Source organism: Sulfurimicrobium lacus, from assembly GCF_011764585.1.
Lineage (GTDB): Bacteria > Pseudomonadota > Gammaproteobacteria > Burkholderiales > Sulfuricellaceae > Sulfurimicrobium > Sulfurimicrobium lacus.
Genome location: NZ_AP022853.1, coordinates 611,565 through 635,692, shown reverse-complemented (window position 1 = coordinate 635,692; position 24,128 = coordinate 611,565). Strand labels below are relative to the sequence as shown.

27 protein-coding genes are annotated in these 24,128 nt (G+C 62.4%); 8 read left to right on the top strand and 19 right to left on the bottom strand.

The window, feature by feature from the left end; genetic code table 11:
- Positions 1–98: 98 nt before the first annotated feature.
- From SKTS_RS03235 to SKTS_RS03170, 14 genes are all read right to left on the bottom strand, one after another.
- Positions 99–902, bottom strand: a complete 804-nt coding sequence (locus SKTS_RS03235; protein WP_173060249.1) for an FAD/NAD(P)-binding protein — start codon at positions 900–902, stop codon at positions 99–101.
- Positions 892–1,926 (bottom strand): 4Fe-4S dicluster domain-containing protein, encoded by a 1,035-nt coding sequence (locus tag SKTS_RS03230; protein ID WP_173060246.1) that lies wholly within the window; start codon positions 1,924–1,926, stop codon positions 892–894. The genes SKTS_RS03235 and SKTS_RS03230 overlap by 11 nt, the downstream gene beginning before the upstream one ends.
- A gap of 3 nt (positions 1,927–1,929) precedes the next feature.
- Positions 1,930–2,961: a 4Fe-4S dicluster domain-containing protein gene (locus tag SKTS_RS03225; protein WP_173060243.1), complete on the bottom strand. Its 1,032-nt coding sequence runs from the start codon at positions 2,959–2,961 to the stop codon at positions 1,930–1,932.
- Entirely contained in the window at positions 2,958–3,389 is a 432-nt protein-coding gene (locus SKTS_RS03220; RefSeq protein WP_173060240.1) for a hydrogenase iron-sulfur subunit, read from the bottom strand. Before SKTS_RS03220 ends, SKTS_RS03225 begins: the two co-directional genes overlap by 4 nt.
- A gap of 117 nt (positions 3,390–3,506) precedes the next feature.
- On the bottom strand, positions 3,507–5,459 hold the full coding sequence (locus SKTS_RS03215; RefSeq protein ID WP_173060237.1) for a CoB--CoM heterodisulfide reductase iron-sulfur subunit A family protein: 1,953 nt from the start codon (positions 5,457–5,459) through the stop codon (positions 3,507–3,509).
- A complete protein-coding gene (locus SKTS_RS03210) occupies positions 5,456–6,025 on the bottom strand; it encodes a 2-oxoacid:acceptor oxidoreductase family protein (protein WP_173060234.1) in 570 nt (189 codons plus the stop codon). Before SKTS_RS03210 ends, SKTS_RS03215 begins: the two co-directional genes overlap by 4 nt.
- The gene (locus tag SKTS_RS03205) at positions 6,022–6,984 is read right to left on the bottom strand and encodes a 2-oxoacid:ferredoxin oxidoreductase subunit beta (protein WP_173060231.1); all 963 of its coding nucleotides are present in this window, start codon (positions 6,982–6,984) and stop codon (positions 6,022–6,024) included. The genes SKTS_RS03210 and SKTS_RS03205 overlap by 4 nt, the downstream gene beginning before the upstream one ends.
- Positions 6,981–8,147 (bottom strand): 2-oxoacid:acceptor oxidoreductase subunit alpha, encoded by a 1,167-nt coding sequence (locus SKTS_RS03200; protein ID WP_173060228.1) that lies wholly within the window; start codon positions 8,145–8,147, stop codon positions 6,981–6,983. The genes SKTS_RS03205 and SKTS_RS03200 overlap by 4 nt, the downstream gene beginning before the upstream one ends.
- Entirely contained in the window at positions 8,144–8,416 is a 273-nt protein-coding gene (locus SKTS_RS03195) for a 4Fe-4S dicluster domain-containing protein (protein ID WP_173060225.1), read from the bottom strand. The genes SKTS_RS03200 and SKTS_RS03195 overlap by 4 nt, the downstream gene beginning before the upstream one ends.
- An 8-nt stretch (positions 8,417–8,424) precedes the next feature.
- A complete protein-coding gene (locus tag SKTS_RS03190) occupies positions 8,425–9,303 on the bottom strand; it encodes a CoB--CoM heterodisulfide reductase iron-sulfur subunit B family protein (RefSeq protein ID WP_173060222.1) in 879 nt (292 codons plus the stop codon).
- Between the two features lie 185 nt (positions 9,304–9,488).
- Positions 9,489–9,908, bottom strand: a complete 420-nt coding sequence (locus SKTS_RS03185) for a 4Fe-4S dicluster domain-containing protein (RefSeq protein ID WP_173060220.1) — start codon at positions 9,906–9,908, stop codon at positions 9,489–9,491.
- Between the two features lie 124 nt (positions 9,909–10,032).
- Positions 10,033–10,566, bottom strand: coding sequence for a ferritin-like domain-containing protein (locus SKTS_RS03180; RefSeq protein WP_173060217.1), 534 nt, complete (start codon positions 10,564–10,566; stop codon positions 10,033–10,035).
- Entirely contained in the window at positions 10,566–12,281 is a 1,716-nt protein-coding gene (locus tag SKTS_RS03175; protein WP_173060214.1) for an FAD-binding protein, read from the bottom strand. The genes SKTS_RS03180 and SKTS_RS03175 overlap by 1 nt, the downstream gene beginning before the upstream one ends.
- Before the next feature lie 12 nt (positions 12,282–12,293).
- The gene (locus SKTS_RS03170; protein WP_173060211.1) at positions 12,294–12,989 is read right to left on the bottom strand and encodes a 4Fe-4S dicluster domain-containing protein; all 696 of its coding nucleotides are present in this window, start codon (positions 12,987–12,989) and stop codon (positions 12,294–12,296) included.
- Between the two features lie 237 nt (positions 12,990–13,226).
- On the opposite strand from SKTS_RS03170, the gene SKTS_RS03165 reads away from it, so the two are divergent.
- Positions 13,227–14,384, top strand: coding sequence for an MFS transporter (locus SKTS_RS03165; RefSeq protein WP_173060208.1), 1,158 nt, complete (start codon positions 13,227–13,229; stop codon positions 14,382–14,384).
- A 21-nt stretch (positions 14,385–14,405) separates the two neighbouring features.
- Here SKTS_RS03165 and clsB read toward each other — a convergent pair whose 3' ends face one another.
- Both clsB and SKTS_RS03155 read right to left on the bottom strand, forming a co-directional pair.
- Positions 14,406–15,557 (bottom strand): cardiolipin synthase ClsB, encoded by a 1,152-nt coding sequence (gene clsB / locus SKTS_RS03160; protein ID WP_173060205.1) that lies wholly within the window; start codon positions 15,555–15,557, stop codon positions 14,406–14,408.
- A complete protein-coding gene (locus SKTS_RS03155; RefSeq protein WP_173060202.1) occupies positions 15,554–16,345 on the bottom strand; it encodes an endonuclease/exonuclease/phosphatase family protein in 792 nt (263 codons plus the stop codon). The genes clsB and SKTS_RS03155 overlap by 4 nt, the downstream gene beginning before the upstream one ends.
- Positions 16,346–16,539: 194 nt before the next feature.
- Here SKTS_RS03155 and SKTS_RS03150 point away from each other — a divergent pair, with 194 nt between their 5' ends.
- From SKTS_RS03150 to SKTS_RS03130, 5 genes are all read left to right on the top strand, one after another.
- On the top strand, positions 16,540–17,118 hold the full coding sequence (locus SKTS_RS03150; RefSeq protein ID WP_173060199.1) for a hypothetical protein: 579 nt from the start codon (positions 16,540–16,542) through the stop codon (positions 17,116–17,118).
- A gap of 144 nt (positions 17,119–17,262) precedes the next feature.
- Positions 17,263–17,862, top strand: a complete 600-nt coding sequence (locus SKTS_RS03145; RefSeq protein ID WP_173060196.1) for an HNH endonuclease signature motif containing protein — start codon at positions 17,263–17,265, stop codon at positions 17,860–17,862.
- A gap of 64 nt (positions 17,863–17,926) precedes the next feature.
- Positions 17,927–18,088 carry a hypothetical protein gene (locus tag SKTS_RS03140; RefSeq protein WP_173060193.1) on the top strand — a complete coding sequence of 54 codons (162 nt, stop codon included), beginning with the start codon at positions 17,927–17,929 and terminating at the stop codon, positions 18,086–18,088.
- A 64-nt stretch (positions 18,089–18,152) separates the two neighbouring features.
- Complete coding sequence (locus SKTS_RS03135) at positions 18,153–18,524, top strand: hypothetical protein (protein WP_173060190.1); 372 nt, start codon at positions 18,153–18,155, stop codon at positions 18,522–18,524.
- Between the two features lie 358 nt (positions 18,525–18,882).
- Positions 18,883–19,095: a type II toxin-antitoxin system HicB family antitoxin gene (locus SKTS_RS03130; protein ID WP_173060187.1), complete on the top strand. Its 213-nt coding sequence runs from the start codon at positions 18,883–18,885 to the stop codon at positions 19,093–19,095.
- Positions 19,096–19,206: 111 nt separating this feature from the next.
- On the opposite strand, the gene SKTS_RS03125 is transcribed toward SKTS_RS03130, so the two are convergent.
- Together SKTS_RS03125 and SKTS_RS03120 are read right to left on the bottom strand one after the other, a co-directional pair.
- A complete protein-coding gene (locus SKTS_RS03125) occupies positions 19,207–19,806 on the bottom strand; it encodes a DUF938 domain-containing protein (RefSeq protein ID WP_173060184.1) in 600 nt (199 codons plus the stop codon).
- Positions 19,803–21,272, bottom strand: a complete 1,470-nt coding sequence (locus SKTS_RS03120) for a protein adenylyltransferase SelO (RefSeq protein WP_173060181.1) — start codon at positions 21,270–21,272, stop codon at positions 19,803–19,805. Before SKTS_RS03120 ends, SKTS_RS03125 begins: the two co-directional genes overlap by 4 nt.
- Positions 21,273–21,515: 243 nt before the next feature.
- On the opposite strand from SKTS_RS03120, the gene SKTS_RS03115 reads away from it, so the two are divergent.
- Positions 21,516–22,658: a GNAT family N-acetyltransferase gene (locus SKTS_RS03115; RefSeq protein ID WP_173060178.1), complete on the top strand. Its 1,143-nt coding sequence runs from the start codon at positions 21,516–21,518 to the stop codon at positions 22,656–22,658.
- Positions 22,659–22,771: 113 nt separating this feature from the next.
- A complete protein-coding gene (msrB, locus tag SKTS_RS03110; protein ID WP_173060175.1) occupies positions 22,772–23,227 on the top strand; it encodes a peptide-methionine (R)-S-oxide reductase MsrB in 456 nt (151 codons plus the stop codon).
- A gap of 13 nt (positions 23,228–23,240) precedes the next feature.
- Here msrB and ku read toward each other — a convergent pair whose 3' ends face one another.
- Positions 23,241–24,125 carry a non-homologous end joining protein Ku gene (ku, locus tag SKTS_RS03105; RefSeq protein ID WP_173060172.1) on the bottom strand — a complete coding sequence of 295 codons (885 nt, stop codon included), beginning with the start codon at positions 24,123–24,125 and terminating at the stop codon, positions 23,241–23,243.
- Between the last annotated feature and the right edge of the window lie 3 nt (positions 24,126–24,128).

The window sequence follows — 24,128 nt, the reverse complement described above, 5'->3', positions numbered from 1 at the left end:
GCAGCCCCAGACTGTGAAACTCGCCATGCCCGCCCCCCACCCCTGCCCTCCCCCGATTGCGGGAGAGGGGGACGAAGGCTCGCTGCGCGAGTTTCACGTTAATACTCCTGCGGCAGCTTCTTCAGCTCAGCCCAGGAATAGACCGGCCCCTTGACGCACACGTAGTCCTTGCCGACGTTGCAGCGGCCGCATTTGCCCACGCCGCATTTCATCTTGTTTTCCAGGGTCGTGAAGATCTGCTCGTCCGCGAACCCCAGCTGGCACAGGTTCTGGATCACCGACTTGATCATGGCCGGCGGCCCGCACACCACCGCGACGCTATTCTCGGCCGTGACGGTCTGCTCGGCGGTCCCGGCCGCCACGCCGGCCTGATGCGTCCGCCAGCCTTCCAGGTGGACGTCGGCCTGGCCGCGCAGCGCTTCGAGTTCCGCCCGGTACATGATGCTGCTGGAGCGCGTGCTGTAGAACACGCCGATGTCCCCGAAGTCGCCGCGTTGCGCCATCGCCGTGGTGATCAGCGGCCAGATCGGCGCCAGGCCGACGCCGCCGCCGATGAAGACCAGGTTCTTGCCGCGCCACGCTTCAATCGGGAAACTGTTGCCGTAGGGGCCGCGCATGCCCACCACGTCGCCCACCGCCAGTTCGTGGAAGGCGAGGCTCACCCGCCCGGTGCGCATGATGGTGAATTGCTTGTATTCCTTGACCAGCGGCGAGGAGGCGATGGAAATCATCATTTCCCCGCGGCCGAAGATCGAGAGCATGGCGCACTGGCCGCACGCGTGTTCGAAGCCAGCGCTGTCCAGCGGTTCGACGTGGTAGGTCTTGATGGCGCGTTCGCCGGCGACCTCGTCGGCGATGCGGACGACCCGCGCCAGTTGCGGAAGATAGACGTTATCCTGCATGTTCGGCCACCTTGTTGACGACGGAGACGATGTCGATCCCCACCGGGCATCCGGTGACGCAGCGGCCGCAGCCCGTGCATTGATGCATCGCGAAATTCTCGTGGAAATACTGGAACTTGTGGCTCACCCGCTGGCGCAGCCGGGCGCCGCTGTTCTCGCGCGGGTTGTGGCCGGAGGTGTGCATGGTGAAGTCGGGGAACTGGCAGGTGTCCCAGGTGCGCACCCGCTTGCCCTTGAGCGGCGCCGCGCCGGTGACTTCGTCGTTGATGTCGAAGCAATGGCAGGTCGGGCACAGGAAGGTGCAGATGCCGCAGCCGATGCAGGCGCGCGCCAGCTCTTCCCACAGCGGCGAGTCGAAGCTCGCCTTCAGCTTGGACGGCAGCGCGTCGGGATCGCGCACCGCGCGTTGCGGCCGGGCCAGCGCCGCGGCGTGCGCGCCTTGCAGCTGCGCGCGGTCGGCGTCGGTCGCCGCCTCGAACAGGCTCTCGCCCGCCATCATCAGCGCCTTGCCGGTCTCGCTGACCGCCGCCGCGAAGTAGCGCTCGCCCAGGTCGGTCAACAGCACGTCGAGGCCGTCGCTGGACACCGGCGAGCCGCCGACCGACTGGCAGAAGCAGTTGCTGCTCGGCGGCTGCTGGCAGGCCAGGCCGACGTAGGCCACCTGCTTGCGCCGCGCCCAGTAGTACGGGTCTTCGACGTGATCGCTGAACACCTTGTCCATGCGCGGCACGGCGCGGCCGTCGCAGGGGCGCACGCCGAACACCACGCGCTGCGCCACCTGCGGCAGGGTTTGCCGCAGCAGCGGCGCCTCGCCCTTGACCTGCTCGAAGGAGAAAAACACTTCCCGCTGGGGAAAGGCGAGCCCCTTGGGCGGCTGCGTGGTGTTGGGATAATCGAGGCGGACGGCAGCGCCGGCGGGGCGGAATGCCCACACGCCGTCTTCCAGCGCAGGAGAAAGAATCTCCCTGTCGCTCAGCGCGGCGATCCAGTCGTCCAGGCGTTCCTTGTGTAATATTTTTTCCATGACTTACCTGATGAATTGACCGGGGTCGTCGTCGCGGAACGAGGCCACCAGCGACGGCCCCCCGATGCTTGCGCCCGGCTCGTAACCGAAGCGTTCGCGGGCTTCCCGCTCCATCTTATTGTTGAGCAAGCGCAACGGGATGTTGACCGGGCAGACGCGCTCGCATTCGCCGCAGTCGACACAGCGACCGGCGAGGTGCATGGCGCGCGTCATGTGGTAGGTGATGTTTTCGGAGCGTGTCGCCGAGCGTTCGATCCAGCGCACGCGGTTGGCTTTTTCCTCGGCCGTGGTTTCCGCCGTCACCGGGTAAGTGATGCTGTCGACCACGCACTCGTCGCAGAAGCACATCGGGCACACCGAGCGGCAGGCGTAGCAGCGGATGCAGCGCTCGAAGTGGCGCTGCCAGAACTCCCAGCGCTCGGCGGGGCTCTGCGCCTCGAAGCGCGTAAGGGCGGCGAAGGGAAGTGCCAGTTCGCGCCCGCTCCTGTTCTCGCCGAGCACCACGTTGTGCTCGCGGGGATAAGGCTCGCGGCATTCCAGGCAGCGCTCCGCCATCACCTCGCGCGCCGGCAAGCGCTGCTCGCCCTGCGCGGTGACGAACACGAAATCGTCGCCGTCGAAGGCGGCGCTGGTCGCCGGGAAACCGTTGAGGTGGCCGGCCAGCTTGCGTTCGTCCAGCACCCCGCTGCCTTCGCACGACACACCGATGATGTAGACCTGATCGCGCTTGAAGTAGTGTTCCTGCAGCAGCACCACGATGGCGCGCGCGTCGCAGCCCTTGGCGACGACGGCGATCGGTGCCGCCGGGTTGGCGCGGGCGTGCGCCTGGAACTTGCGGTCCTCGACCAGGTAGAGCGCCAGGTTGTGGAAGCAGGTCGGGTCCCACACCAGCTCGTCGGCCTCTTCGGGGCGGGTGATGAAAGCCGGTTCGGCGGCCATGCCGCGGCTGCCGCTGCGGAAGCCGATGACGGCGCGCACTTCGCCGCTGGCGAGGAGGTCGCGCGCGGTGTCGCGGATGTCCTGAAGATTGATCACGAGCGGTCCGCCTTGAGTTTTTCCTGCGGCCCGAGCGGCTTGAGGTCGGCGACGAAATCCTTGATCACCTCGGCGTACTTGGCGCCCTCGGCGGCCGATACCCAGGACATGCGGAAGCGGTCCGGCTCGACGCCGACAAATTCGAGCAGTTCCTTGACCAGCTGGATCTTGCGCCGCGCCAGGTAGTTGCCCTCGATGTAGTGGCAATCGCCGAGATGACAGCCCGACACCAGCACGCCGTCCGCGCCCTTGTTGAAGGCCGACAGGATGTACATCGGCGAGATGCTGCCCGAGCACGGCACGGTGATCGGCGTGGCGTTGGCCGGATACTGGATGCGCGAGACGCCCGCCAAATCGCTGCCCGCCGACGAGCACCACTTGCACAGGAAGGCGACGATCCTGGGTTCGTATGTTTGCTGTTCCGACATCGGAATTTCTTTCCTCGCTGCGTAGGGTGCAATAAGCGTAGCGCATTGCACCGGATGTTTTGCCGTGATGTTGGTGCAATGCCCTTCGGTTATTGCACCCTACATTCTCTTATTTCCTCAAGTACTGAGACACGCTTCGATCATTTCAAAAACCTGCAACTGCGTGACGTTCTTGACCTCGATGGCGGCGCGCAGGCAGGTGGCGGTGCAGCTACCGCAACCTTCGCACAGCACCTCGTTCACCAGCGCCTTGCCATTCTCCAGCCGGATCGCGTGGTAGGGGCAGGCGGTGACGCACATCTTGCAGCCGGTGCAATGGGAACGGCGCACCTTGGCGACGGTCGGCGCATGGCTCAGGGTCGGCTGCGACAGCAGCGCGATCACCTTGGCCGCCGCCGCGCCGGCCTGGGCGACGGTTTCCGGGATGTCTTTCGGTCCCTGGGCGGTGCCCGCCAGGAAGATGCCTGCAGTGACGCTTTCGACCGGCCTCAGCTTGGGATGGGCCTCGGCCAAGAAACCGTCCTTGTCGCGCCCGATCTTGAGCGTTTTGGCGATCTCTTCGGTGCCCTTGGAGGGCTGCATGGCCAGCGCCAGCACCACCATGTCGGCGTCGATCTCGACGTTCTGGCCGGACAAGGTATCGGTGCCCAGCACCTTGATCTTGCCGTTCTTGCGGTAGAGCTTGGAGACTCGGCCGCGCAGGTAGATGGCGCCGTCGTCCTCCATGGTGCGCTGCACGAACTCCTCGTAGCCCTTGCCGCCGGCGCGGATGTCGATGTAGAACACGTAGGCGCGGCCGTCCGGAACGTGGTGCTTGTACAGGCTGGCGTGCTTGGCGGTGTACATGCAGCAGATCTTGGAGCAGTAGGCGCAGTGGTTGGCCGGATCGCGCGAGCCGGCGCACTGGATGAACACCACATCCTTGGGCACCTGGTGGTCGGAGGGCCGCAGAATGTGGCCGCTGGTCGCCCCCGAGGCCGAACACAGGCGCTCGAACTGCAGGCCGTCGAGCACGTCCTCGACCTTGCCGTAGCCGTACTCGCCGAGGTTTTCCTGGCCGTAGAGGTCGAAGCCGGTGGCCACCACGATGGCGCCGACTTCCTCGACCACCGTCTCGGGCCGCATGTCGTAATCGATGGCCCCGGCCTCGCAAGCGTCCTTGCACTTGCCGCACACCACCGGGTTCAGCCCCAGGCAGGCCTCGATGTCGAGCGTGTAGCTGGCGGGGATGGCCTGTGCGTAGGGAATGTGGATGGCGCGCCGGGCGGACAGATTGAGCTCGTATTCGTTCGGCACCACGACCGGGCACACCTTGGCGCAGTCGTTGCATATCTTGCATTTTTCGGGATCGACGAAAGTGGGCTTCTTGAGGATTTTGGCCTTGAAGTTACCCACCGAACCGGAAACTTCCTGCACCTCGCAGTAGGTCATCACCTTGATTTTCGGGTGGCGCGACACTTCCACCATCTTGGGCGAGAGGATGCACTGCGAGCAGTCCAGCGTGGGGAAAGTCTCGGACAGCTGGAGCATGTGGCCGCCGAGGGTCGCCGCCTTTTCGACCAGGATCACTTCCAGGCCGGCGTTGGCGATGTCGAGCGCGGCCTGGATGCCAGCGATGCCGCCGCCGATCACCATCACCCGCCGCGTCACGCCGATGCCGATCGGTTCCAGCGACTGGTTGCGGCCCGCGCGGCGCACGGCGCTGCGCGAGATCTTGATGGCTTTTTCGGTGGCCTCGCCGCGATCCTTGTGGACCCAGCTGCACTGCTCGCGGATGTTGGCGATCTCGCAGGTGAAGCCGTTGATGCCGGCGATCTTGGCGTTGTCGCGGAAGGTCTTCTCGTGCAGCGTCGGCGAGCAGCAGGAGACCACCACGCTGTCCAGGCGGTTGTCCTTGATCGCATTGATCACCGCGTTCTGGCCCGGGTCCGAGCACATGTAGACGTAGTCCTGGGAGTAGACCACGCTCTCCTCTGCGGACATCTCCCGCGCCACCCGCGCCACGTCGACGGTGGCGGCGATGTTGTTGCCGCAGTGGCAGACGAAAACGCCGGTGCGCTTCTTGGTCATGACACACTCTCGGCGGCGCCCTGGCCCATGAGCTGGAGGCCGTGTTCGTAGCCTTTTTCGAACGCCCTGAGGTTGATTTTCAGGAAACGGTCGGGAACCAGGCCGGGCAGGGCTTTTTTCATGGCATCGGCGGTCACCACCTCGGTCACCGCGGTGAAGAAGCCCAGCGCCACCAGGTTGGTGAACAATCGGTTGCCCAGCGCCTCGGCGAAGCGGGTCGCCGGCACCCGCATCAGCGCGAGGTCGGCATGGTCGGAATGCAGCTTCACCAGGTCCTGTTCGACGATCAGCACGCCCCCCTTGGGCAGCTCGCCGTAATACTTGTCGTAGGCCTCCTGGGACAGCGCCATGAGTATCCCCGGCTGGGTGATGTAGGGATAGAGGACGCGCTCGTCGGACACCACCAGTTGCGCCGCGCAAGCACTGCCGCGCGCCTCCGGGCCGAAGCTCTGGGTCATGGTGGCGAACTTGTCGTCGTAGAGGGACAGCGCCTTGCCGGTGATCAGGGCGCAGCGAATGATGCCCTGGCCGCCGAAGCCGGAAAACCGGATTTCCTGGGTGCTCATTCGTTCGCTTCCGCTTCTTCCGCCAGCACGGCGGCGCGGCGCGCGGCAACGCGCTCCTTCTCGGCCTTTTCCTCGGCTTCCCGCTCGGGTACGGTCTTGCCATAGAGCTGGTAATCGTCGCCCACCAGCTTGACGCAGCACTTGTCGACCGCTTCGAGGTAGGTGGGCTTGTCCTTCTCGACGAACTTGCCGATGACGATCTTGCCCGAGAAGTCGATGGCCGTCTCGCGGGTGTCGCAGCCGTGCTTGAGGACGGTGTTTTCCTGGTAGTTCTGCAGCATGTCGACGCCGTCGCCGAGGCGGTTGCGGCGCAGATACAGCGTGGTGCACGGCGAGATCACCTCGATGAAGGAGAACCCCTTGCGCGCCAGCGCCTCCTCGATCGATTGGGTGAGGTTGCGCACGTGCATCGACGTCCAGCGCGCGACGTAGGTGGCGCCGGCGGCGTCCGCCAGGAACGGCAGGCTGAACGGGTATTCGTAGTTGCCGTAGGGCGTGGTCGAGGCGATGGCCGATGACGGCGTGGTCGGCGTGACCTGGCCGCCGGTCATGCCGTAGGTGAAGTTGTTGTTGCAGATCACCACCAGGTCCATGTTGCGCCGCGCGGCGTGGATCAGGTGATTGCCGCCGATGCCGGTCAGGTCGCCCTCGCCGCTGAACACCACCACCGTCAGCTCGGGGTTGGCCAGCTTGATGCCGGTGGCCACCGGGATGGCGCGGCCGTGCGTGGTGTGGATCGAGTCGAAATCGACGTAGCCCGCCACGCGCCCGGTACAGCCGATGCCCGACACCACGACCAGTTTCTTGGGGTCGATGCCGCTGCGCTTGACCGCCTCGGCAAAGGCGTTCACCTCGGAGCCGATGCCGCAACCGGGGCACCAGATATGCGGCATGCGCTCCATGCGCAGGGTGCCGGACATGGGGCTGTCTTCCTTGAATTGTCCGAGATCAGTAATCATTTGCTGGCCTTTCTGATGGCGTCGAGGATCACTTCCGGGTCGTGCACCGCGCCGCCGCAGTGATTGACGCTGATCACCTCACATTTTCCGGCGGCGCAACGCTCCACTTCGAGCACCATCTGGCCGTAGTTGATCTCCGGCACCACGATGGCCTTCACCTTGCCTGCCAGTTCGCGAATGCGCGTCTCGCAGAACGGCCAGATGGTGATGAGGCGCAGCGAGCCGACCTTGATGCCTTCGTTGCGCGCATCCTGGATGGCTTTCACCGCGATGCGCGAGGTAATCCCGTAGGACACCACCACCACATCGGCGCCGTCGACCTGATCCTCGGCGAGACGCACGATCTTGTCGGCATTGCCGTTGATCTTTTCCATCAGGTGGGTGACCACGGTCTTGCCCTGCTCGGGGGTCATGACCGGGTAGCCGCGCTCGTCGTGCACCAAGCCGGTGATGTGGAAGTTGTAGCCGTCGCCCGCCTGCGTCATGGGATGCCCGCCCTGGCCGTCGAACTTGTAGGGGCGGAAGTCTTCCTTGGGGCCGCTGTAATTGTTGCGCGGCACTACCTGGATCTGGTCGGCGGGCGGTATCACCACCTTCTCGTGCATGTGGCCGACGGTTTCGTCGGTCAGGATGATGACCGGCACGCGGTAGAACTCCGACAGGTTGAAGGCTTCGATGGCGAGATCGAAGCATTCCTGCGGGCTGTCCGGCGACAGGGCGATGATGGCGTTGTCGCCATGCGGGCCCCATTTCGCCTGCATCATGTCCTGCTGGGCGGTGAGCGTGGGCAGGCCGGTCGACGGGCCGCCGCGCTGCACGTTGGCGATCACCAGCGGGGTTTCGGTCATGACCGCCAGGCCGATGTTTTCCACCATCAGGGAGAAGCCGGGGCCGCAGGTCACGGTCATCACCTTCTTGCCGCCCCAGGCCGCGCCGATCAGGGCGGCGATGGAAGCCAGTTCGTCCTCCATCTGGATGAACAGCGCGCCGACTTCGGGCGCCCGCTCGGCGAAGCGCTCGGCGGCTTCGGTCGAGGGCGTGATGGGATAGCCGGCGAAGAAGCGGCAACCTGCCGCCAGCGCGCCTTCGGCGAGGGCGTGGTCGCCGTCCATGAAGTGCGGGCCGGCATCGACGCCCCTGGGGTCTGCGCTAACAAAGTTCATTTTTTTGCTTCCTCTTTTGCGGCGTCCGCATTTTCATCGAGCCTGGTCACGAAGATGGAAAACTCGGGACAGATCATTTGGCAATACATGCAGTAGCGGCAGTCATCCGGGTTTTTCACATAGGGCGGGTGGTAGCCCTTGGCGTTGAACTCGGGGGAAACGTCCAGCACGTTGGTGGGGCAGAACTGCACGCAGAAGCCGCATCCCTTGCACCAGGCGTTGTTGATGTGGACCTTGCCCTGAACCGGTTTGAGATCGTTGAAAAACATCGTTTTCCTCAGGCGAGTCCGCGCGCCGCCAGGGCCGGCAGCGGGTCGATGTGGTGCAGGTCGAAACGCAGCGACGCGTCGTCGCAGCCGAACGCCAGCGCCATCAGCTGGGTGAAGTAGAGCACCGGCAGATGGTGGAAGTCTGGGTTGAGACGGCGCGCGTCGTCCTGGCGGAAATCCAGGTTGAAAGCACACAGCGGGCAGCTCACCACCACCAGGTCGGCCGCCTGCTCGTGCGCCGAACCCATGATCTTGTCGGTGCGCTCGGCGACGATCTCCGGGTTGCCGACCGTATGGTGGGCGCCGCAGCATTCGGTCTTCTGCGGGAAGGGCACCGGCGTGCCGCCGAGGGCGGAGATCAGGTTCTCCATGACCACCGGGTTCTCGGCATCGTCGAAGGCGACTTCCTTCGGGCGCACCAGCAGGCAGCCGTAGTAGCAGGCCACGCGCAGGCCGGTGAGCGGTTTTTTCACCTTTTCGGCCAGCTTGTCGAAGCCGACGCGGTCGCGCAGGTATTCGAGCAGGTGGAGCACGTCGACATCGCCCGCGTACTTGGTTTCTTCGAGATAAAGGAACTGGTTGATGGTTTCGAGCGCATCGGCGCGCTTCTTCACGTCGATGTTGGCGCGCTTCAGGGTGTTGTAGCACATCGCGCAGGAGGTCATGAACTCGCTGGCATTGGCCTCCTTGACGCGGATCAGGTTGGTCACCGGCGCCATGCGGTGCATGACGTCGTCGGAGGCCAGCGCATGCACCGTGCCGCAGCAGTTCCAGCGCGCCAGTTCCTCGACCTCCACGTCCAGCTCCGCCATCGACGAAACGGTGGAAACGTCGAAGTTTCTGGCCTGGTTCTTCAGCGTGCAGCCGGGGTAGTAAATCAGTTTCATCCTTGAAAACTCATTTAGCCACAGAGAACACAGAGTTCACAGAGTAAAAACAATAACTTGCAAAAAATACTGGCTTCAGGTGAATTGGTAAAATAGGCGAAACCCGCTTCATCTCTGTGACCTCTGTGTTCTCTGTGGCTTGAATTGCGGTTTTTAGGTTCATCGTTGTGTTTTCATTTCCCATATCAGGAAGTCAGCTTGCGCATGGCGCTGATCATGGCGATCGGCGGCAATGCGCCGCGCGCCTCGGGGGACAGCTCGCGGACATCCAGCCGGTCGTCGCGGCTGCCGTCGCGCAGCACCATCTCGCGCAACGCCTCGAACACCTCGGCGATGCGGATGTCCTTGGGGCAACGCGAATTGCAGGTCATGCAGGACACGCACACCCAGATGGAGCGCGTGGTCAGCAGCTTCTCCTTCATCCCGAGTTGGGCAAGGCGGATGATCTGGTTGGGCAGCACGTCCATGTGGGGCGCCATTGGGCAACCGGCGGAGCACTTGCCGCACTGGTAGCAGGCCAGCAGATTCTGGCCGCTGATCTTTTCAATCAGCGCAACAAAAGGGCTGCCAGGGCGAATCGAGGAGATGCATAGGGTGGTATTCATGCGGCCCTCTCCCCCGGCCCCTCTCCCGCAAGCGGGCGAGGGGAGAAGACGAATCTAAAGCCCCTCGCCCGCTTGCGGGAGAGGGGTTGGGGAGAGGGAAAAACGTTCGTGATGTGCGCCATCCTCAGAACTTCCCGTCCATGCGGAATTCCGGCTGGTCGAGCCACAAGCCGACGTTCAGCACGCTGTCCAGCTGGGCCTGCAGCAGGTCGTACTGCAGGCGCTCCTCGTCGGCCATCTTGCCGATCAGCCCGACGATTACCGGGTCGTGGGTATGGGTGGCCAGCTCCTCGAACAGGTGAATCGCCCGCCGCTCCAGATCCATGGCATGACGCAGCGCCTGGGTGTCGTCGGCGACCAGCGCGTGGCCGCGGTGGGCGACGGCGGCTTCGAGCTCGGCCACCACTTTCGAGGGGTGGGCATACTTCGCCTCCTCGGCGACCAGCTGTTGCCACGCGTCTGCGCCAATGATCGCGCCGAACAGCGTGTGGGTATCGTCCCGGCGCGTATTTTCTTCCTCCGCCAGGCGCAGGAACATCGCCTTGCCGCTCGGATTTTGGGTCATCTCGGCGGCATGACGGTAGAAATGCTCGCCGCCGAATTCCAGGCTCAGCGCAGTGCGCGCCAGCTCTATCACTCTGTCGTCGATGTGGCTCATCAGTTGCCGGACCTTTCGTCGTGCAGCCGGTTGTGCAGCACCGAGGCGCCGGGCAGCACGTTGCCGCCGCGCACCAGGCGGCGTTTCTTGACGTCCTTGGGCGCGTAGGAGGGCAGCAGGATCGGCGTCACCAGGTCGGTTTGTACGCCGGAATCCGCCAGCTCTTGCTCGAATTTGTCGAGATGCGCCAGGCTGAGCCGACCGAGTTTGACGCTCTTGGCGTATTCGCCGGCATAGCGTCCGGCGCGCCGCCCGAACACGTTGTAGTCGAGCACCGAGTTGCCCATCAGCCGGTTGCGCCCGTGCAGGCCGCCGGTGGCTTCGCCCGCCACGTACAGGCCGGGGATATCGGTCTCGCAGCGCTCGTTGATCTCGACCCCGCCGTTCTGGTAGTGCAGCGACGGGTAGATCAGCATCGGCAGCTTGTTGATGTCGATGCCGTAGCGGATGTACTGGCGGTACATGGCCGGGAACTGGTGGGCCACGTAGCCTTCGCCGTGCAGCATGTCGATGAGCGGCGAGTCCAGCCACACGCCGAGGCGCCCCGAGGGGGTCTCGACGCCGCCGCCGTTCTGCACGCATTCGCGGATGATGGCCGAGGCCTCGATGTCGCGCGGCTCGCGCGGGAAGACGAACAGCTCGCCGTCCTTGTTGAGCGGCTGGCCGCCGGCGCCGCGAATTTTTTCGGTGATGAGGAAGCCGGCGATCTGCTCGGGAAAGGACGCGCCGGTCGGGTGGTACTGCACCGAGTCCATGTACATCAGCTTGGCGCCGGCGCGGTAGGCCATCACCAGTCCGTCGCCGGTGGCGCCGTAGTGGTTGGTGGTGTCGTAGCCGCGGATGTGCAGGCGGCCGTAGCCGCCGGTGGCGATGAGGGTGGATTTCGCCTTGACGGTGAAGAATTCCTCGCTGTCCATGCTGTATAGGATCGCGCCGGCGCAGCGGCCTTCGTCGTCCATGATCAGCTCCACCGCCGGCATGAATTCCTTGATGGTGATCATGTCGGGATGGTTGCGCACCTCGTCCATCAGGGTGCGCATGATCATGGCGCCGGTGTAGTCGCGGCACGACACCATGCGTTTTCTTGAAGTGCCGCCGCCGTGCAGCACCTGCATCGAGCCGTCTTCTTCCTTGTCCCACACCACGCCCAGGTCTTCCAGCCACTTCACCACGGCCGGGCCGTCCTCTGTGAGCGCCTTGACCAGCTCGGGCTTGTTCTCGAAGTGGCCGCCGCCGATGGCGTCGAGGAAATGGCGGGTGGGCGAGTCGGTGGCCGACACCGCGGCCTGCATGCCGCCCTGCGACATGATGGTGTTGGAGTCGCCCATGCGCAGCTTGGTGGCGATCATGGAGCGCATGCCGTGTTCCTGCATGGCGACCAGCGCGGCATTGCAGCCGGCGCCGCCGCCGCCGATGATCAGCAGATCGGTTTCGAAATCCGGGTGTTCGAGATCCACCTGTTCGCTGCGCAGCCAGGAGTGGGATTCCAGCAGGTCGGCGACCTCGGTGGTCAGCGTCTCGCCGCGGTTGGGGCCGACGCGCACCGGGCGCCGCGCGCTGGGTTCGTAATCGGGGTGGAAGCCTTCCAGCACCGCTTGCCGTTCCTCGGCGTTCATGGGCGGATAGACAGGGGCGGGCTTGCGCGCCAGTTCCAAACGTCCCGGGCGCGTTTGCGCTACCTTGCGCAACGATTCCGCCATGTATTCTGGATACATCTGATTCCTCTCTTATTCGCTGTCGAGGGCGTAGTAACGCTGGGACAAGGCCTCGCGGCTCAGCGCCATCATCTCGGCATATTCCGCCTCGAAGGCGCCGTCCTCCACGGCCTTGACCTTGGCCACCAGATCCGGGCTTTCCTTGCGCAGATAGCGGCCGTAAAGACGTTTCCCCAGGATGCCGACCAGCGGTTGCGTGATCTCGGCCGGGCAGCGCAGCATGCACAGCCCGCACTCGACGCAGTCGAAGGACAAATCCATCACCGCCGCGATGTCGCCGCGCTTGGCGGCCTGGATGTAATCCATGACCTGGAGCCCCTGCGGGCAGGCCTTGGTGCAGGTGTTGCAGGCGACGCAGCGGAAAATCGTGGGGTACACCTGCATCATGGCGCTGACGTCGGGCTTGAGTTTCTCGATGTCGTAGATCGCCTTTTCGGCGGGAACCGAGGGGATCTGGGCCAGCGTCATGCCGTCCTCGACCAGGGTCATGCAGGCCAGGCCGGTGCGTATCTTGTAGTCGCCGGGCAGGCGGTAGATGGTGGCGCAGGCGCCGCAATAGCCTTCGCGGCAGCCGGCGCCGCGGATGATCTGGTGGCCGGCATACTCGATGGCGCCCATGATGGTCGCCTCGGCCGGCACCTCGTAGGCCTTGCCCATGATGTAGACCGTGATATGGCGCTCTTCCGCCAGATTTTCCGCTGCACTCATCGTATGAACACCATGTATCGCATCCCCATTTCCGCCCCATTACCGCAGTGCGACCAGTGCCGGCGACTTGCGTATTTCGAGACCTTTAACTCCTGTTTGGAGGAGGGATATTAATTGAATTGGCGAAAGTTTGTCCAGCGCGTGAAGTTGACGAAAATTGGTTTGGGCGGTGGTCATGAGGTTCGCGCCATACTCCGCGCCGGTCCCTGAGCAGCCCGGCATGTTAAAATTCGGCCAATGCATTCCCTCCCCTACTGGCGCCTGTCCGGCTTCTATTTCTTCTACTTCGCCTTCGTCGGCGCCATGTCGCCGTTCTGGGGGCTCTACCTCAAGTCGCTGGAATTCAACGCCTTCCAGATCGGCGTGCTGATGTCGCTGCTGCAGGTGATGCGCATCTTCGCCCCCAACATCTGGGGCTGGTTCGCCGACCATACCGGCAAGCGCGTCGCCATCGTGCAGATCGCTGCGACCCTGAGCCTGGTGGCTTACGTCGGCGTGTTCTTCGGCACCAGTTTCCTGTGGCTGTTCGCGGTAATGTCGCTGATGAGTTTTTTCTGGAGCGCTTCGCTGCCGCTGGTGGAGGCCACCACGCTGAGCCACCTCGGCGAGCGCACGGAAAAATACGGCCGCATCCGCCTGTGGGGCTCGGTCGGGTTCATCCTCGCGGTGGTGGGGCTGGGCTACGTGCTGGATTTCGCGCCGATCCGTTTCCTGCTGTGGGCGATCCTCGGCATGATGCTGGGCCTGGCGCTGCTCGCGCGCCACATTCCGGAAGCCCGGGTGATGCCCCATGCCAGCGATCAGTTGCCGGTATGGCAGGTCATCAAGCAGCCGGTGGTGCTGGCGTTTTTCGCCGCCAGCTTTTTCAACGCCGCCGCCCACGGCCCCTACTACACCTTCTACTCCATCTACCTGGTAGACCACGGCTATTCCAAAAGCAGCGTCGGCTGGCTATGGGCGCTGGGGGTCGTGAGCGAAATCCTGGTGTTCCTGTGGATGCCGCGCCTGATGCGCCATTTCAGCCTGCGTCAGATTCTGCTGGCAAGCGTCGCCCTGGGCGTGCTGCGCTTTCTCATCATTGGCTGGGGGATCAGCTCGGTGGGCCTGGTACTGTTCGCCCAGGTCCTGCACGCCGCGACCTTCGGCTCCTGGCAGGCGGCGGGGATCGAGGTCATCCACCGGCTGTTCCGCGGCAAGCATCAGGCCAAGGGGCAGGCGCTCTACAACAGCCTGTCTTTCGGCGCCGGCGGAACGCTGGGGGGCTTATACGCGGGCTATACCTGGGACGCCCTGAGCCCGCAGACCACGTTCACCATTGCAGCCGCCTTTTCCGCAATCGCGTTCCTGCTGGTGTACTGGAAGCTGAAGCCGCAATTCATCGAGAACAGCCATTAGGAACCTCTGATTGCTTCCGGCTCAGGCGCCCTTCCTGCCATAGCCGGTGACGCCGACCAGCAGGCGCACCCCGCCGTAACTGAGCCAGGAAAACAGCCTAAGGTGAAGCGGCTGGCGCTTCCAGTGCGCCGACGTCACCACGCGCGAGCCCTCTTCCATCGCCTGCTCCAGGCTTGCCCGCAGTCGCGCGGCAAAACCGGCGTCGTCTACCAGCACGTTGGCTTCGCGCGACAGCAGCAGGCTGAAGGGATCGATATTGGACGAACCCACCGTGGCCCAGTTGCCGTCCACCACCGCCACCTTGGCATGCATGAAGCTGCGGTGATACTCGTAGATTTCGATCCCCGCATCCAGGAAAACGCCGTACAAGGCGCGCGTGGCGTAGTGCAGCAGCACATATTCCACCCGCCCCTGCAGCAGCAGAACCACCCGCACCCCGCGCGCCGCCGCCTGGATCAGCGCCTGGCGGAAATGGCGCCCGGGCAGGAAATAGGCGTTGGCGAGCACGATCTCGGAACGCGCATTGTTGATCGCGTCCAGGTAGGCTTCCTCGATGTCCTTGCGGTGGCCGATATTGTCGCGGATCACGAATGACGCGCTCACGTCGCCCGACGGAACGGGGCTGAAGGCAGGCGGCTGGCGGCGGCGCCGCCGCTTGAGCTGGGACCAGGAGACCAGCCCCCACAGCTTTCTCGCCGCCTCGTAGATTTGCGGCAACAGCGGCCCTTCCACCCTGACCGCGTAATCGTAGCGCGGCGGCGTCTGGCCGGGCGTATCCATGTCGTCGATGATATTGATGCCGCCGACGAAGGCGACGCGGCTGTCCACCACCACGATCTTGCGGTGCAGGCGGCGGTAGCTGCTGCGCCGGAACTTGGCGAGCGAAGGGCGGTAAATCAGCACCTGCACCCCGTCGCCGCGCATTTCTTCGATTGCCTCGCGCGGCAAGGTTTTCCCGCCGTAACCGTCGAGCAGCAAGTGAGTCGTCACGCCGCGCCGCGCCGCGCGCTTAAGCGCCGCGGCAATTGCCCTGCCGGTGCTGTCGTACTCGAAAATGTAGGTTTCCAGGTAGATTTCCCGTGCCGCCTGGTCGATCGCGGCTACCAGCGCCGGGAAGTATTCGGCGCCATTACACAGCAGGCTGACCTGATTGCCGTCGAGAAACTGGGTCATGCGCGCGAGAAAACCGCGCTCAGCGGCGCATGGTCCGAAATGCGCGACCAGGGGTGCCCGGAATGCACCTGGGCGCTCTTCACCCGCAGCCCGCGCACGTAAATGCGGTCGAGGTGCAGCACCGGCAAGCGCGATGGGTAGCTGCGTGCCGGCATGCCGTGCACCTGCTCGAAGGCTTCTTTCAGGTGCATTTCGCGCACCATGAAACGGCACGCCTCGAAGCGCCAGTCGTTGAAATCGCCGGCGATGATGAGCGGCTCGTCCGGCGGCACCAGGCGCTCGATATGCTCCCGCAGCGCATGCATCTGCTTCCTGCGCCAGCGGGCGAACAGGCCGAGATGCACGCAGATGCAATGCAGCTTGCGGTCCCAGCCGGGAACCTGGATTTCGCTGTGGAGCAGGCCGCGCTGCTCGGAGGGATGGGCGGAGATGTCGACGTTCTCCCAGCGCGTGATGGGGTAGCGGCTCAGGATGGCGTTGCCGTGATGCCCCTCGGGATACACCGCGTTCTTGCCGTAGGCGAACTCGGGCCAGATCGATTCGGCAAGAAACTCGTACTGCGACTCCTCCGGCCAACCGTCGTGTTGCTCGGCGTGCAACAGGTGCACGCCCTGCACTTCCTGCAGAAACACCACGTCCGGCTGCATGGCGCGCAGCTGGTCGCGCAGCTCGTGCAGCACCAGGCGCTGGTTGAACTGCGAGAAGCCTTTGTGGATATTGTAGGTTGCAATGTGCAATGAATTGACAACGCTGGCTTCAGTGCCTTGCAGGGCCTCTTTTGGGGCCATCGTGGACTCGTTAGCAGGAGTTGGTTGCTGCAATCTTACCCCCGAAGGTCGGGGTTGATCCACTTTTCGCCATGCCTGCCCGGATTGCATGCAGATAAACCGGCATGCCCCGCAACAAACCTGCTGTCATGCAGCGGATTGAGCCTCTATAATTGCATCGCATATATCGTTAGAACTCAGGAAACATATCCAAAATGATAAAAACAGCAATGGTCATTTGCTTGGCGAGCTTGTTGGCGGCCTGCGCTACTCCTTCGCCATTGGAATTCAATCCCGACACCGTAATGCAGTCCAAAAGAAAGTTCGACGCCGAGCTAAAAACGATCACTGTCAAGACCGCGCCGACGAATCAGCGGACGGGGGACGTGAACTGGTTCCGAGTTGAGAACACCATCGGGGATCAGTTCTACCAAACATCCACGGGGACTGGGGTTCCAATCACTCGTCAGTGGGAGACGGCTCTAAATGATGCGCTCAGTCAAAGTCTAATTTTTCGGGACAACGCGCAGAGGAAAATTTCCTTGATTGTGGAGATACAAAAGGTAGAGATGAATGGCCTTGCTACCGTTGATTACGATATAGCTGCCCGATATAGATTGATGGATCGTGAGACGGGAGTAGACGCATACTCGAAAACGATCGAATCCCACGGATCGGCGGAAACAAGTGAGGCATTCGTCGGTGCGGTTCGCGCACGTCTAGCATTTGTGCGATCCGTCAAAACCAATATTGAACAATTTCTGGCCGACCTGCAAACGGCAATGCTGCAGTGACGCATGTCGTGTTCTAACTGCTCGCTCCAGAGGACCGGCCAGCTACAACTTGTCCGTCGGCGGAGCTACAACGTTGAGCCTACGCCCTTTATGCCGACTTGTACCAAATGTGGCAGTTCAAGATTCAATAGCTGGAATCGCTGCATGGATTGCAGAAACAAGAGAGCTATCGTCCGCGCTGAACGAATAAAGGCGAATGGAGGTTCCCACACGAAAGAAGAATGGGAAGCATTGCTCGCGAGAAGCCCGACATGTGCAGTGTGCGGCCGAAATTGGCCGGAAGTGCCGCCCAGACCGGACTCACGGTACAAGAATACGTGGACCAAAGGTCACAAGATCCCTATATTCCACGGAGGCTCTGATGCCATCTCAAATATCCAGGCAGAATGTTATGAATGTAATTTCAAGAAAAATGCTGGAAAACTAAAGACATCAAAGGATCATGTTGTGGCCAGAGATCAAGACCGCTTCTCGCGCGCATTTTGTTTCGTTCTGAAATCAGGGAAAGAAATCTACCCTGTGAAAATGAAATGCCGCGAAACTGGAAAAATTGCATTTCGAATATCCCCGGGAGGAACCGGTGGAAATACCAAAAAAGCTAGCGAAGAAGTCGATGAAACAACCATGATGCACAAGGTACTGTTGGATGGTTACGCTGTGCGGTGCTCATCATTGGACGGCGAAGTAAATGGACTCTACAAAGCTGGTCACCGTTCGGTTCGCGAAGTTCGGCGCTCGGCCTAACCCTGCGCGGGTTAAAGCGGGTTAAAGGGGTCAGCTTCGAATTAATTTCCAAAGGAATTGAGAAATGAGTGTGATTCAGAAAAAGAATGCGAAGCTGACCCCTTTAATTGAAGCCTTAACCTTGCGGTGTGCAACCCCTAACCCGGTCATCAACACGGACGACCATGCCGATCAACAGGTCAAAGGGGGCAGCTTCGAATTTATTTCCAAAGGAATTGAGAAATGAGCGTGATTCACGCAAATAATGCGAAGCTGACCCCTTTAATTTTGCTTTCGAGCTACCAAGTCCCATGCTTACTTTCAAGACTGCAGTGATGCTCTGGTTGGTGGCCGCGTCTGTGCCTCTGGTTATAAGCCTTGTCTATTTCCGCGCTTCGCCGGCTACTGAGTCGCTTGCCCAGCGCATTGCCGTTTCGCTGCATGGCGCAACCGTTTCCGTCCTTTGCATAGGCGCCGTTTTGGTTGGCATGATCGGTTCTCCTCGCCCAGAGCTAGGCGAAATGTTCCGTCTTCTTCTGGTTGTGCCAGTCGCTCTTATCGCCTATTCCCTCTGGCGTTTTCAAGGCAAGAGAGCAATTCATCTTTTTCAAGGTATCAATCTGCTTTGGCTTGCTTTCGCTTTTTTTCTTGGCGGCATGGCGGTTACAGGTGTCTGGCTATGACCACTCTAACCCTGCTTGCGCCCCCGAGCTAGGCCTCTCATGGGCACGCTTCTCTTCGCCATCGTTATAGTTTGGCCCAGCGTGCTGATTTCGCGCCTGTCCACGCATGGCGGGTTCCTGCGCCTCGCTTGGTTTACGGTTGGCCCAATTTCTGCCTTCGCCGGTGGCGCGTTAGTCTACTTGCTGTTTCAATTCTTGCTTCGCTCTCCCTCGACGCCGAAAGACTTTGAGACATTCTTGGTAAATCAAAGCGCCGTTGGGATTTTCGCCGCATGTGTTGTTCCTTGGGTGGCATATTTCGGCCTCAAGGCCTATCAACGTAGGCTTTCCAATGGCTCACACTAAAAGGACTAATCCTATGCGTTACGCAATCGTTGTCGAGAAGGCGGAAAATAATTATTCAGCCTATGTGCCGGATTTACCCGGTTGTGTCGCTACCGGCGCTACCGTCGAAGAAACCGAGCGAGAAATACGCGAAGCCATCGGCTTCCACATCGAGGGGCTCATTGAAGATGGTCTGCCCGTTCCCCAACCGTCAAGCATCGTCGAGTACCTTGAAATCGCAGCCTAAACCTGCGTTCAAGTTTGCTCCCTTCCGTCGCTGGGACGCGCCTGCGGCGCACCCCTTTAGCTTCACGTTGACGCTGTAGAAAACTCAAAAATGGGCTTTTCTATAGCGCAGTTAACCAGCATCCACCTTCCGCCACACCAGGCTGCGGTTGTTGGCCGGCATGGCTATATCCTGCACCAGAACCAGTCCCTGACTCACCGCCAGCTGATTGACCGCCTCGAAATCCCGCACCCCGCTTTCCGGATCGCGTGCCTTGAGCCAGGCATCGAAGCGCGCGTTGCTTTCCGAAGTGAAAGCCCCGCGGTAGTTGAACGGCCCGTACAGGCACAAGCATCCGCCCACCTCCAGCACGCGCCCGATGCCCGCGAACATGCGCTCCACCGCGGGCCACGCAACGATGTGCACGGTATTGGCGTTGAAGATCGCGTCGACTCTTTCCAGCGGCCATGCCGCGTCGTTCACGTCGATGGCCAGCGGCGGCAGCACGTTGGGCAGTTGCGCTTCGTCCAGCCAGGCGTGGATGCCGGCGTGGTTGACGGGCAGTTCGCTGGTCTGCCAGGTCAGGTGGGGCAGCGCCGCGCCGAAGTACACGGCGTGCTGCCCGGTGCCGCTGGCGATTTCCAGCACCTGCTTGCGGTCGGCGAAAACCGACTGCAGCACGGTCAGGATGGGGTCGCGGTTTTGTTCGCAGGATTCGGCGTAGGGTTTCATGACGAGCAGCTCACTTCGATATGTTGCGCCCAGTCGGGCGGCAGGGCGGCGTAGCTTTCCATCTCCGGCTGTTCGTCGAACGGGCGCTTGAGCAGCGCCAGCAGACGCTCGACTTCGGAAAAATCGCGTGATTCCTCCGCCTTGCGGATGGCGACCTGGGCCAGGTAATTGCGCAGGATGTATTTCGGGTTGACGCGGTCCATGCGCTCTTTGCGCTCGGCATCTGTGCTCTGCTCGGCTTGCAGGCGGGCGCGGTAGGCTTCGGCCCAGGCGTCGAAGGCGGCGCGGTCGATGAACTGGTCGCGCAGCCTGGGGTTTTCCGCGCCCGGTGCGGAATCGAAATTTCCCAGGCTGCGGAACAGGTGGGTGTAATCGACCCGGTTGGCCTGCATGATTTCCAGCAGCTTTTCCACCAGCGCGGCGTCGTCGGGACGGGCGCTCGCCAGCCCGAGCTTGGCGCGCATCAGTTCCAGGTAATGTTCGCCGAAAATCGCTTCATAGCGCATCAGCGCCGCGTTGGCGTCGTCCACCGCGAGGATCGGCGTCAGCGCCTGCGCCAGGGCGGTGAGGTTCCACAGGCCGATGTGCGGCTGCTGGTCGAAGGCGTAGCGCCCGCCGTGGTCGGAGTGATTGCACACATAGCCGGGGTTGTAGCTGTCCATGAAGCCGAACGGGCCGTAGTCGAAAGTCAGGCCGAGGATGGACATGTTGTCGGTGTTCATCACGCCGTGGGCGAAGCCTACCGCCTGCCACTTGGCCATCAGCTGCGCGGTGCGCGCCACCACTTCGCCGAGGAACTGGGGGTACTTGTCCGGCGCTGCGGCGAGGTGGGGGAAATGCCGCTCGATGACGTAGTCCGCCAGCTGCGCGATGGGCGCCTGCTGCTTGCGGTAGTAGAACACCTCGAACGAGCCGAAGCGCACGTGGGACGGCGCCATGCGCGTCACCACGGCGGCGCTTTCGATGGATTCGCGGTACACCTCCTGGTCGCTGCCGACGATGCACAGCGCGCGCGTGGTCGGGATGCCGAGGCCGTGCATGGCTTCCGAACACAGGTATTCGCGGATGCTGGAACGCAGCACGGCGCGGCCGTCGCCGCTGCGCGAATAGGGGGTGGTGCCAGCGCCCTTGAGCTGGACCTCCCAGGACTCGCCCGCCTTGTTTTTCACCTCGCCCAGCAGGATAGCGCGCCCGTCGCCCAGCTGCTGCACGTAGTGGCCGAACTGGTGGCCGGCGTAGAGCATGGCGAGCGGCTCGCTGCCCGGCAGGAGGCGGTTGCCGATGAAATGCTCGGCGAAATCGGCGCGCCCGGCTTCGCCGTGGTCCATGTCGATCAGCTGCGCCGCATCGGCGTTGAAGCTCACCAGGTAGGGGTCGGGCAGGGGCGTCGGCGCAAGGCGGCTGTGGAAGGTCTCCGACAGCCGGGCAAAGCTGTTGGCGAAATTGAGCTGATCGAGTTTTTTCATGGGATACATTATAGCCGAGTGATTTAGTAAACTTTGTCCGATTCGGCTAGAATCAAGTTTTGAAAAATATTTTAGCCACAGAGAACACAGAGGACACAGAGAGATCAGGGCGTTGTTGCTCTTGGCGTGGATGCTCTCGAATGAACCCCAATCCGGTGCCGCACATGTCTTTCTCTGTGATCTCTGTGTTCTCTGTGGCCAGATCTTTTTTAAGCCGAAATCCCGACCAGAGGTTAAACAAAAGTGTCGCAGCCCCCCATCCTCCGCATCGTCGAGACCATTAGCGACATTCCCGCCGCGCAATGGAATGCGCTGGCCGGCAGCAACCCTTTTCTTTCGCACGCTTTCTTCAGCGCCTTGCAGGAAAGCGGCTGCGCCACGCCCGAGACCGGCTGGCGCGCGCAGTTCCTCACGCTGTGGCAGGGGGGCGAACTGGTCGGCGCCATGCCGCTCTACCTCAAATCGCACTCGTGGGGCGAATTCGTGTTCGACTGGGCGTGGGCCGAAGCCTACCAGCGCCAGGGGCTGGACTACTACCCGAAGCTGCTGTGCGCCGTGCCGTTCACGCCGGTGACCGGCCTGCGCATCCTGGCACCCACGCCCGAACTGCGCGCCGCCTTGCTGCATGCCGCCCTGCGGCTGGCGCAGGAATTGGGCGTCTCGTCGCTGCACTGCCTGTTTCCGCCCGAGGACCAGGCGCAGGAGATGCAGCGCGAGGGCATGATGCTGCGCCAGGGCATGCAATTCCACTGGCGCAACCCCGGCTACGCCGATTTCGACGCCTACCTCGCCGGCATGAGCCACGACAAGCGCAAGCGCATCAGGCAGGAGCGGCGCAAGGTGAAGGACGCCGGCATCACGTTCGAACATTTGAGCTGCGACAAGATCAGCGACGCGCACTGGATATTTTTCGAACGCTGCTACGCCCGGACGCACCTGCAGTACAACTCGCCGCAAGCACTCAACCTGGACTTCTTCCGCCGCATCGGCGCCAGCATGGCGGACAACGTGCTGCTGGTGATGGCGTTGCGCGACGGACAGCCCATCGCCAGCGCGCTCAACTTCTACCATCAGGAGGCGCTCTACGGCCGCTCCTGGGGCGCGCTGGAATACCACCCCGGCCTGCATTTCGAAGCCTGCTACTACCAGGCCATTGAATTTTGCATCGAACGCAGGATCTCAGTCTTCGAGGGCGGCGCGCAGGGCGAGCACAAGCTGTCGCGCGGCTTCCTGCCCGAGACCACCTGGTCCGCGCACTGGCTGGCCCATCCGCGCTTCGCGGCGGTGGTGGACGACTATCTCCGGCGCGAAACGCGCGGCATGAGCTTCTACATGGACGAACTCAACGAGCGAAGTCCGTTCAAACAAGTTGGGAAAAACTGTTAACCACGGAGAACACGGAGGACACGGAATAAAAAAACGCAAGACGGGCCTTCTCCGTGTCCTCCGTGTTCACCGTGGTTCAAATCAATTTTTTGATTGAAAGGAGGAATTGAAAAATGACACGCGACAACGCCAGTAGCGACAAACCCGATGCCGAGGAACTGAAAAAACGCCTCACCCCGGAGCAGTTCCACGTCACGCAGGAAAACGGCACCGAGATGGCGTTCCACAACGCCTACTGGAACAACAAGAGTCCAGGCATCTACGTCGACATCGTGTCGGGCAAGCCGCTGTTCAGCTCGCGCGACAAGTTCGATTCCGGCACCGGCTGGCCGAGCTTTACCCGCGCGCTCGATCCGGCGAATGTGGCCCTGCACCGGGACAACTCGCACTTCATGACGCGCGTCGAAGTGCGCAGCACGCACAGCGACTCGCACTTGGGACACCTGTTCGACGACGGCCCGGCCCCGACCGGCCAGCGCTACTGCATGAACTCGGCGTCGCTGCGCTTCATCGCCAGGGAAGACCTGGTGAAGGAAGGCTACGGGGAATACCTGAAACTTTTCGAATAGGCTGCCGCACCGGTCACCGCCCGCGCGGCTTCCCCCGGTTCGCAGCAGGCTGCGGTTTCGCGGGTTGGGGCGCCCTCCCCTGCAGACGTTCCTTGAGCACCTGCATGAGGTCGATCACGTTGCTTTCGGCCTCGGCGGCTTCGGGTTCCGCAGGCGCATGCAGCACGTCGGTGCCGGATTTGAGCTTCTCCGCGATGTGCTGCTGAAGGCTCTTCACGTGCGGGTCGCTCAGGAGTTCGGCGTCGAAATGCTGGCGCGTCAACTTGCCGATGGCTGCGCGCATCTTTTCGGTAACCTCCTTGTCGCCGGCTTGTCGCCGGGGCAGCCCGACCTGCTCGGGCGTGCGCAATTCATCGTGAAAGCGCAGCGTCTCCGCACGCAGGATGCCCCCCTCGGCGATGATGGCCACCAGGTAATCCTTGCCCCGCATCACAAAGGTGGCGATGCCGGCCTTCTGCTCGTCTTCCATGCTCTTGGCCAGCAGGCGGTAGGCCTTGGTGGTATCGCTGTCGGGGACCAGAAAATAGGCGCGTTCGAAGTAGACCGGATTGATAGCACCGAGGGGCACAAACCGTTTCAGGTCGATCTCGCGCGACTTCTTCGGCTCCAGCGCTTCCAGCTCTTCATCTTCGACTACCACGTAGTGGTACTTCTCGATCTCGTAACTGCGCACGATATCGTCCCGTTCCAGCGCCCGGTTGTCATCGGCACAGAAGAATTGCCGCTTGAGCAGCGTCCCCTCCGGATCGACCATTTTCAGGGCGACCTTTCCGCGCTGGGCGGGGAACAGGCTTACCGGCAGGCTTACCAGGCCGAAGGCGATGATTCCCGACCACATGGCGTGGGGCTGTTCCTCTTCTGCTTCCTCTACCTGATTGGTGTCGTTGTCTTCGTTCATGTT

Excerpts from the sequence above, each read along its gene's own strand:
- SKTS_RS03235 (WP_173060249.1), bottom strand. The coding sequence starts at position 902 with ATGCAGGATAACGTCTATCTTCCGCAACTGGCGCGGGTCGTCCGCATC.
- SKTS_RS03195 (WP_173060225.1), bottom strand. The coding sequence starts at position 8,416 with ATGTTTTTCAACGATCTCAAACCGGTTCAGGGCAAGGTCCACATCAAC.
- clsB (WP_173060205.1), bottom strand. The coding sequence starts at position 15,557 with ATGACCCAGTTTCTCGACGGCAATCAGGTCAGCCTGCTGTGTAATGGC.
- SKTS_RS03140 (WP_173060193.1), top strand. The coding sequence starts at position 17,927 with ATGAGTGTGATTCAGAAAAAGAATGCGAAGCTGACCCCTTTAATTGAA.
- SKTS_RS03125 (WP_173060184.1), bottom strand. The coding sequence starts at position 19,806 with ATGAAACCCTACGCCGAATCCTGCGAACAAAACCGCGACCCCATCCTG.
- SKTS_RS03215 (WP_173060237.1), bottom strand. The coding sequence starts at position 5,459 with ATGACCAAGAAGCGCACCGGCGTTTTCGTCTGCCACTGCGGCAACAAC.
- SKTS_RS03120 (WP_173060181.1), bottom strand. The coding sequence starts at position 21,272 with ATGAAAAAACTCGATCAGCTCAATTTCGCCAACAGCTTTGCCCGGCTG.
- SKTS_RS03130 (WP_173060187.1), top strand. The coding sequence starts at position 18,883 with ATGCGTTACGCAATCGTTGTCGAGAAGGCGGAAAATAATTATTCAGCC.
- SKTS_RS03145 (WP_173060196.1), top strand. The coding sequence starts at position 17,263 with ATGGATTGCAGAAACAAGAGAGCTATCGTCCGCGCTGAACGAATAAAG.
- ku (WP_173060172.1), bottom strand. The coding sequence starts at position 24,125 with ATGAACGAAGACAACGACACCAATCAGGTAGAGGAAGCAGAAGAGGAA.
- SKTS_RS03210 (WP_173060234.1), bottom strand. The coding sequence starts at position 6,025 with ATGAGCACCCAGGAAATCCGGTTTTCCGGCTTCGGCGGCCAGGGCATC.
- SKTS_RS03135 (WP_173060190.1), top strand. The coding sequence starts at position 18,153 with ATGCTTACTTTCAAGACTGCAGTGATGCTCTGGTTGGTGGCCGCGTCT.
- SKTS_RS03175 (WP_173060214.1), bottom strand. The coding sequence starts at position 12,281 with ATGTATCCAGAATACATGGCGGAATCGTTGCGCAAGGTAGCGCAAACG.
- SKTS_RS03205 (WP_173060231.1), bottom strand. The coding sequence starts at position 6,984 with ATGATTACTGATCTCGGACAATTCAAGGAAGACAGCCCCATGTCCGGC.
- SKTS_RS03170 (WP_173060211.1), bottom strand. The coding sequence starts at position 12,989 with ATGAGTGCAGCGGAAAATCTGGCGGAAGAGCGCCATATCACGGTCTAC.
- SKTS_RS03180 (WP_173060217.1), bottom strand. The coding sequence starts at position 10,566 with ATGAGCCACATCGACGACAGAGTGATAGAGCTGGCGCGCACTGCGCTG.
- SKTS_RS03185 (WP_173060220.1), bottom strand. The coding sequence starts at position 9,908 with ATGAATACCACCCTATGCATCTCCTCGATTCGCCCTGGCAGCCCTTTT.
- SKTS_RS03155 (WP_173060202.1), bottom strand. The coding sequence starts at position 16,345 with ATGGCCCCAAAAGAGGCCCTGCAAGGCACTGAAGCCAGCGTTGTCAAT.
- SKTS_RS03190 (WP_173060222.1), bottom strand. The coding sequence starts at position 9,303 with ATGAAACTGATTTACTACCCCGGCTGCACGCTGAAGAACCAGGCCAGA.
- msrB (WP_173060175.1), top strand. The coding sequence starts at position 22,772 with ATGACACGCGACAACGCCAGTAGCGACAAACCCGATGCCGAGGAACTG.
- SKTS_RS03165 (WP_173060208.1), top strand. The coding sequence starts at position 13,227 with ATGCATTCCCTCCCCTACTGGCGCCTGTCCGGCTTCTATTTCTTCTAC.
- SKTS_RS03150 (WP_173060199.1), top strand. The coding sequence starts at position 16,540 with ATGATAAAAACAGCAATGGTCATTTGCTTGGCGAGCTTGTTGGCGGCC.
- SKTS_RS03200 (WP_173060228.1), bottom strand. The coding sequence starts at position 8,147 with ATGAACTTTGTTAGCGCAGACCCCAGGGGCGTCGATGCCGGCCCGCAC.
- SKTS_RS03230 (WP_173060246.1), bottom strand. The coding sequence starts at position 1,926 with ATGGAAAAAATATTACACAAGGAACGCCTGGACGACTGGATCGCCGCG.
- SKTS_RS03220 (WP_173060240.1), bottom strand. The coding sequence starts at position 3,389 with ATGTCGGAACAGCAAACATACGAACCCAGGATCGTCGCCTTCCTGTGC.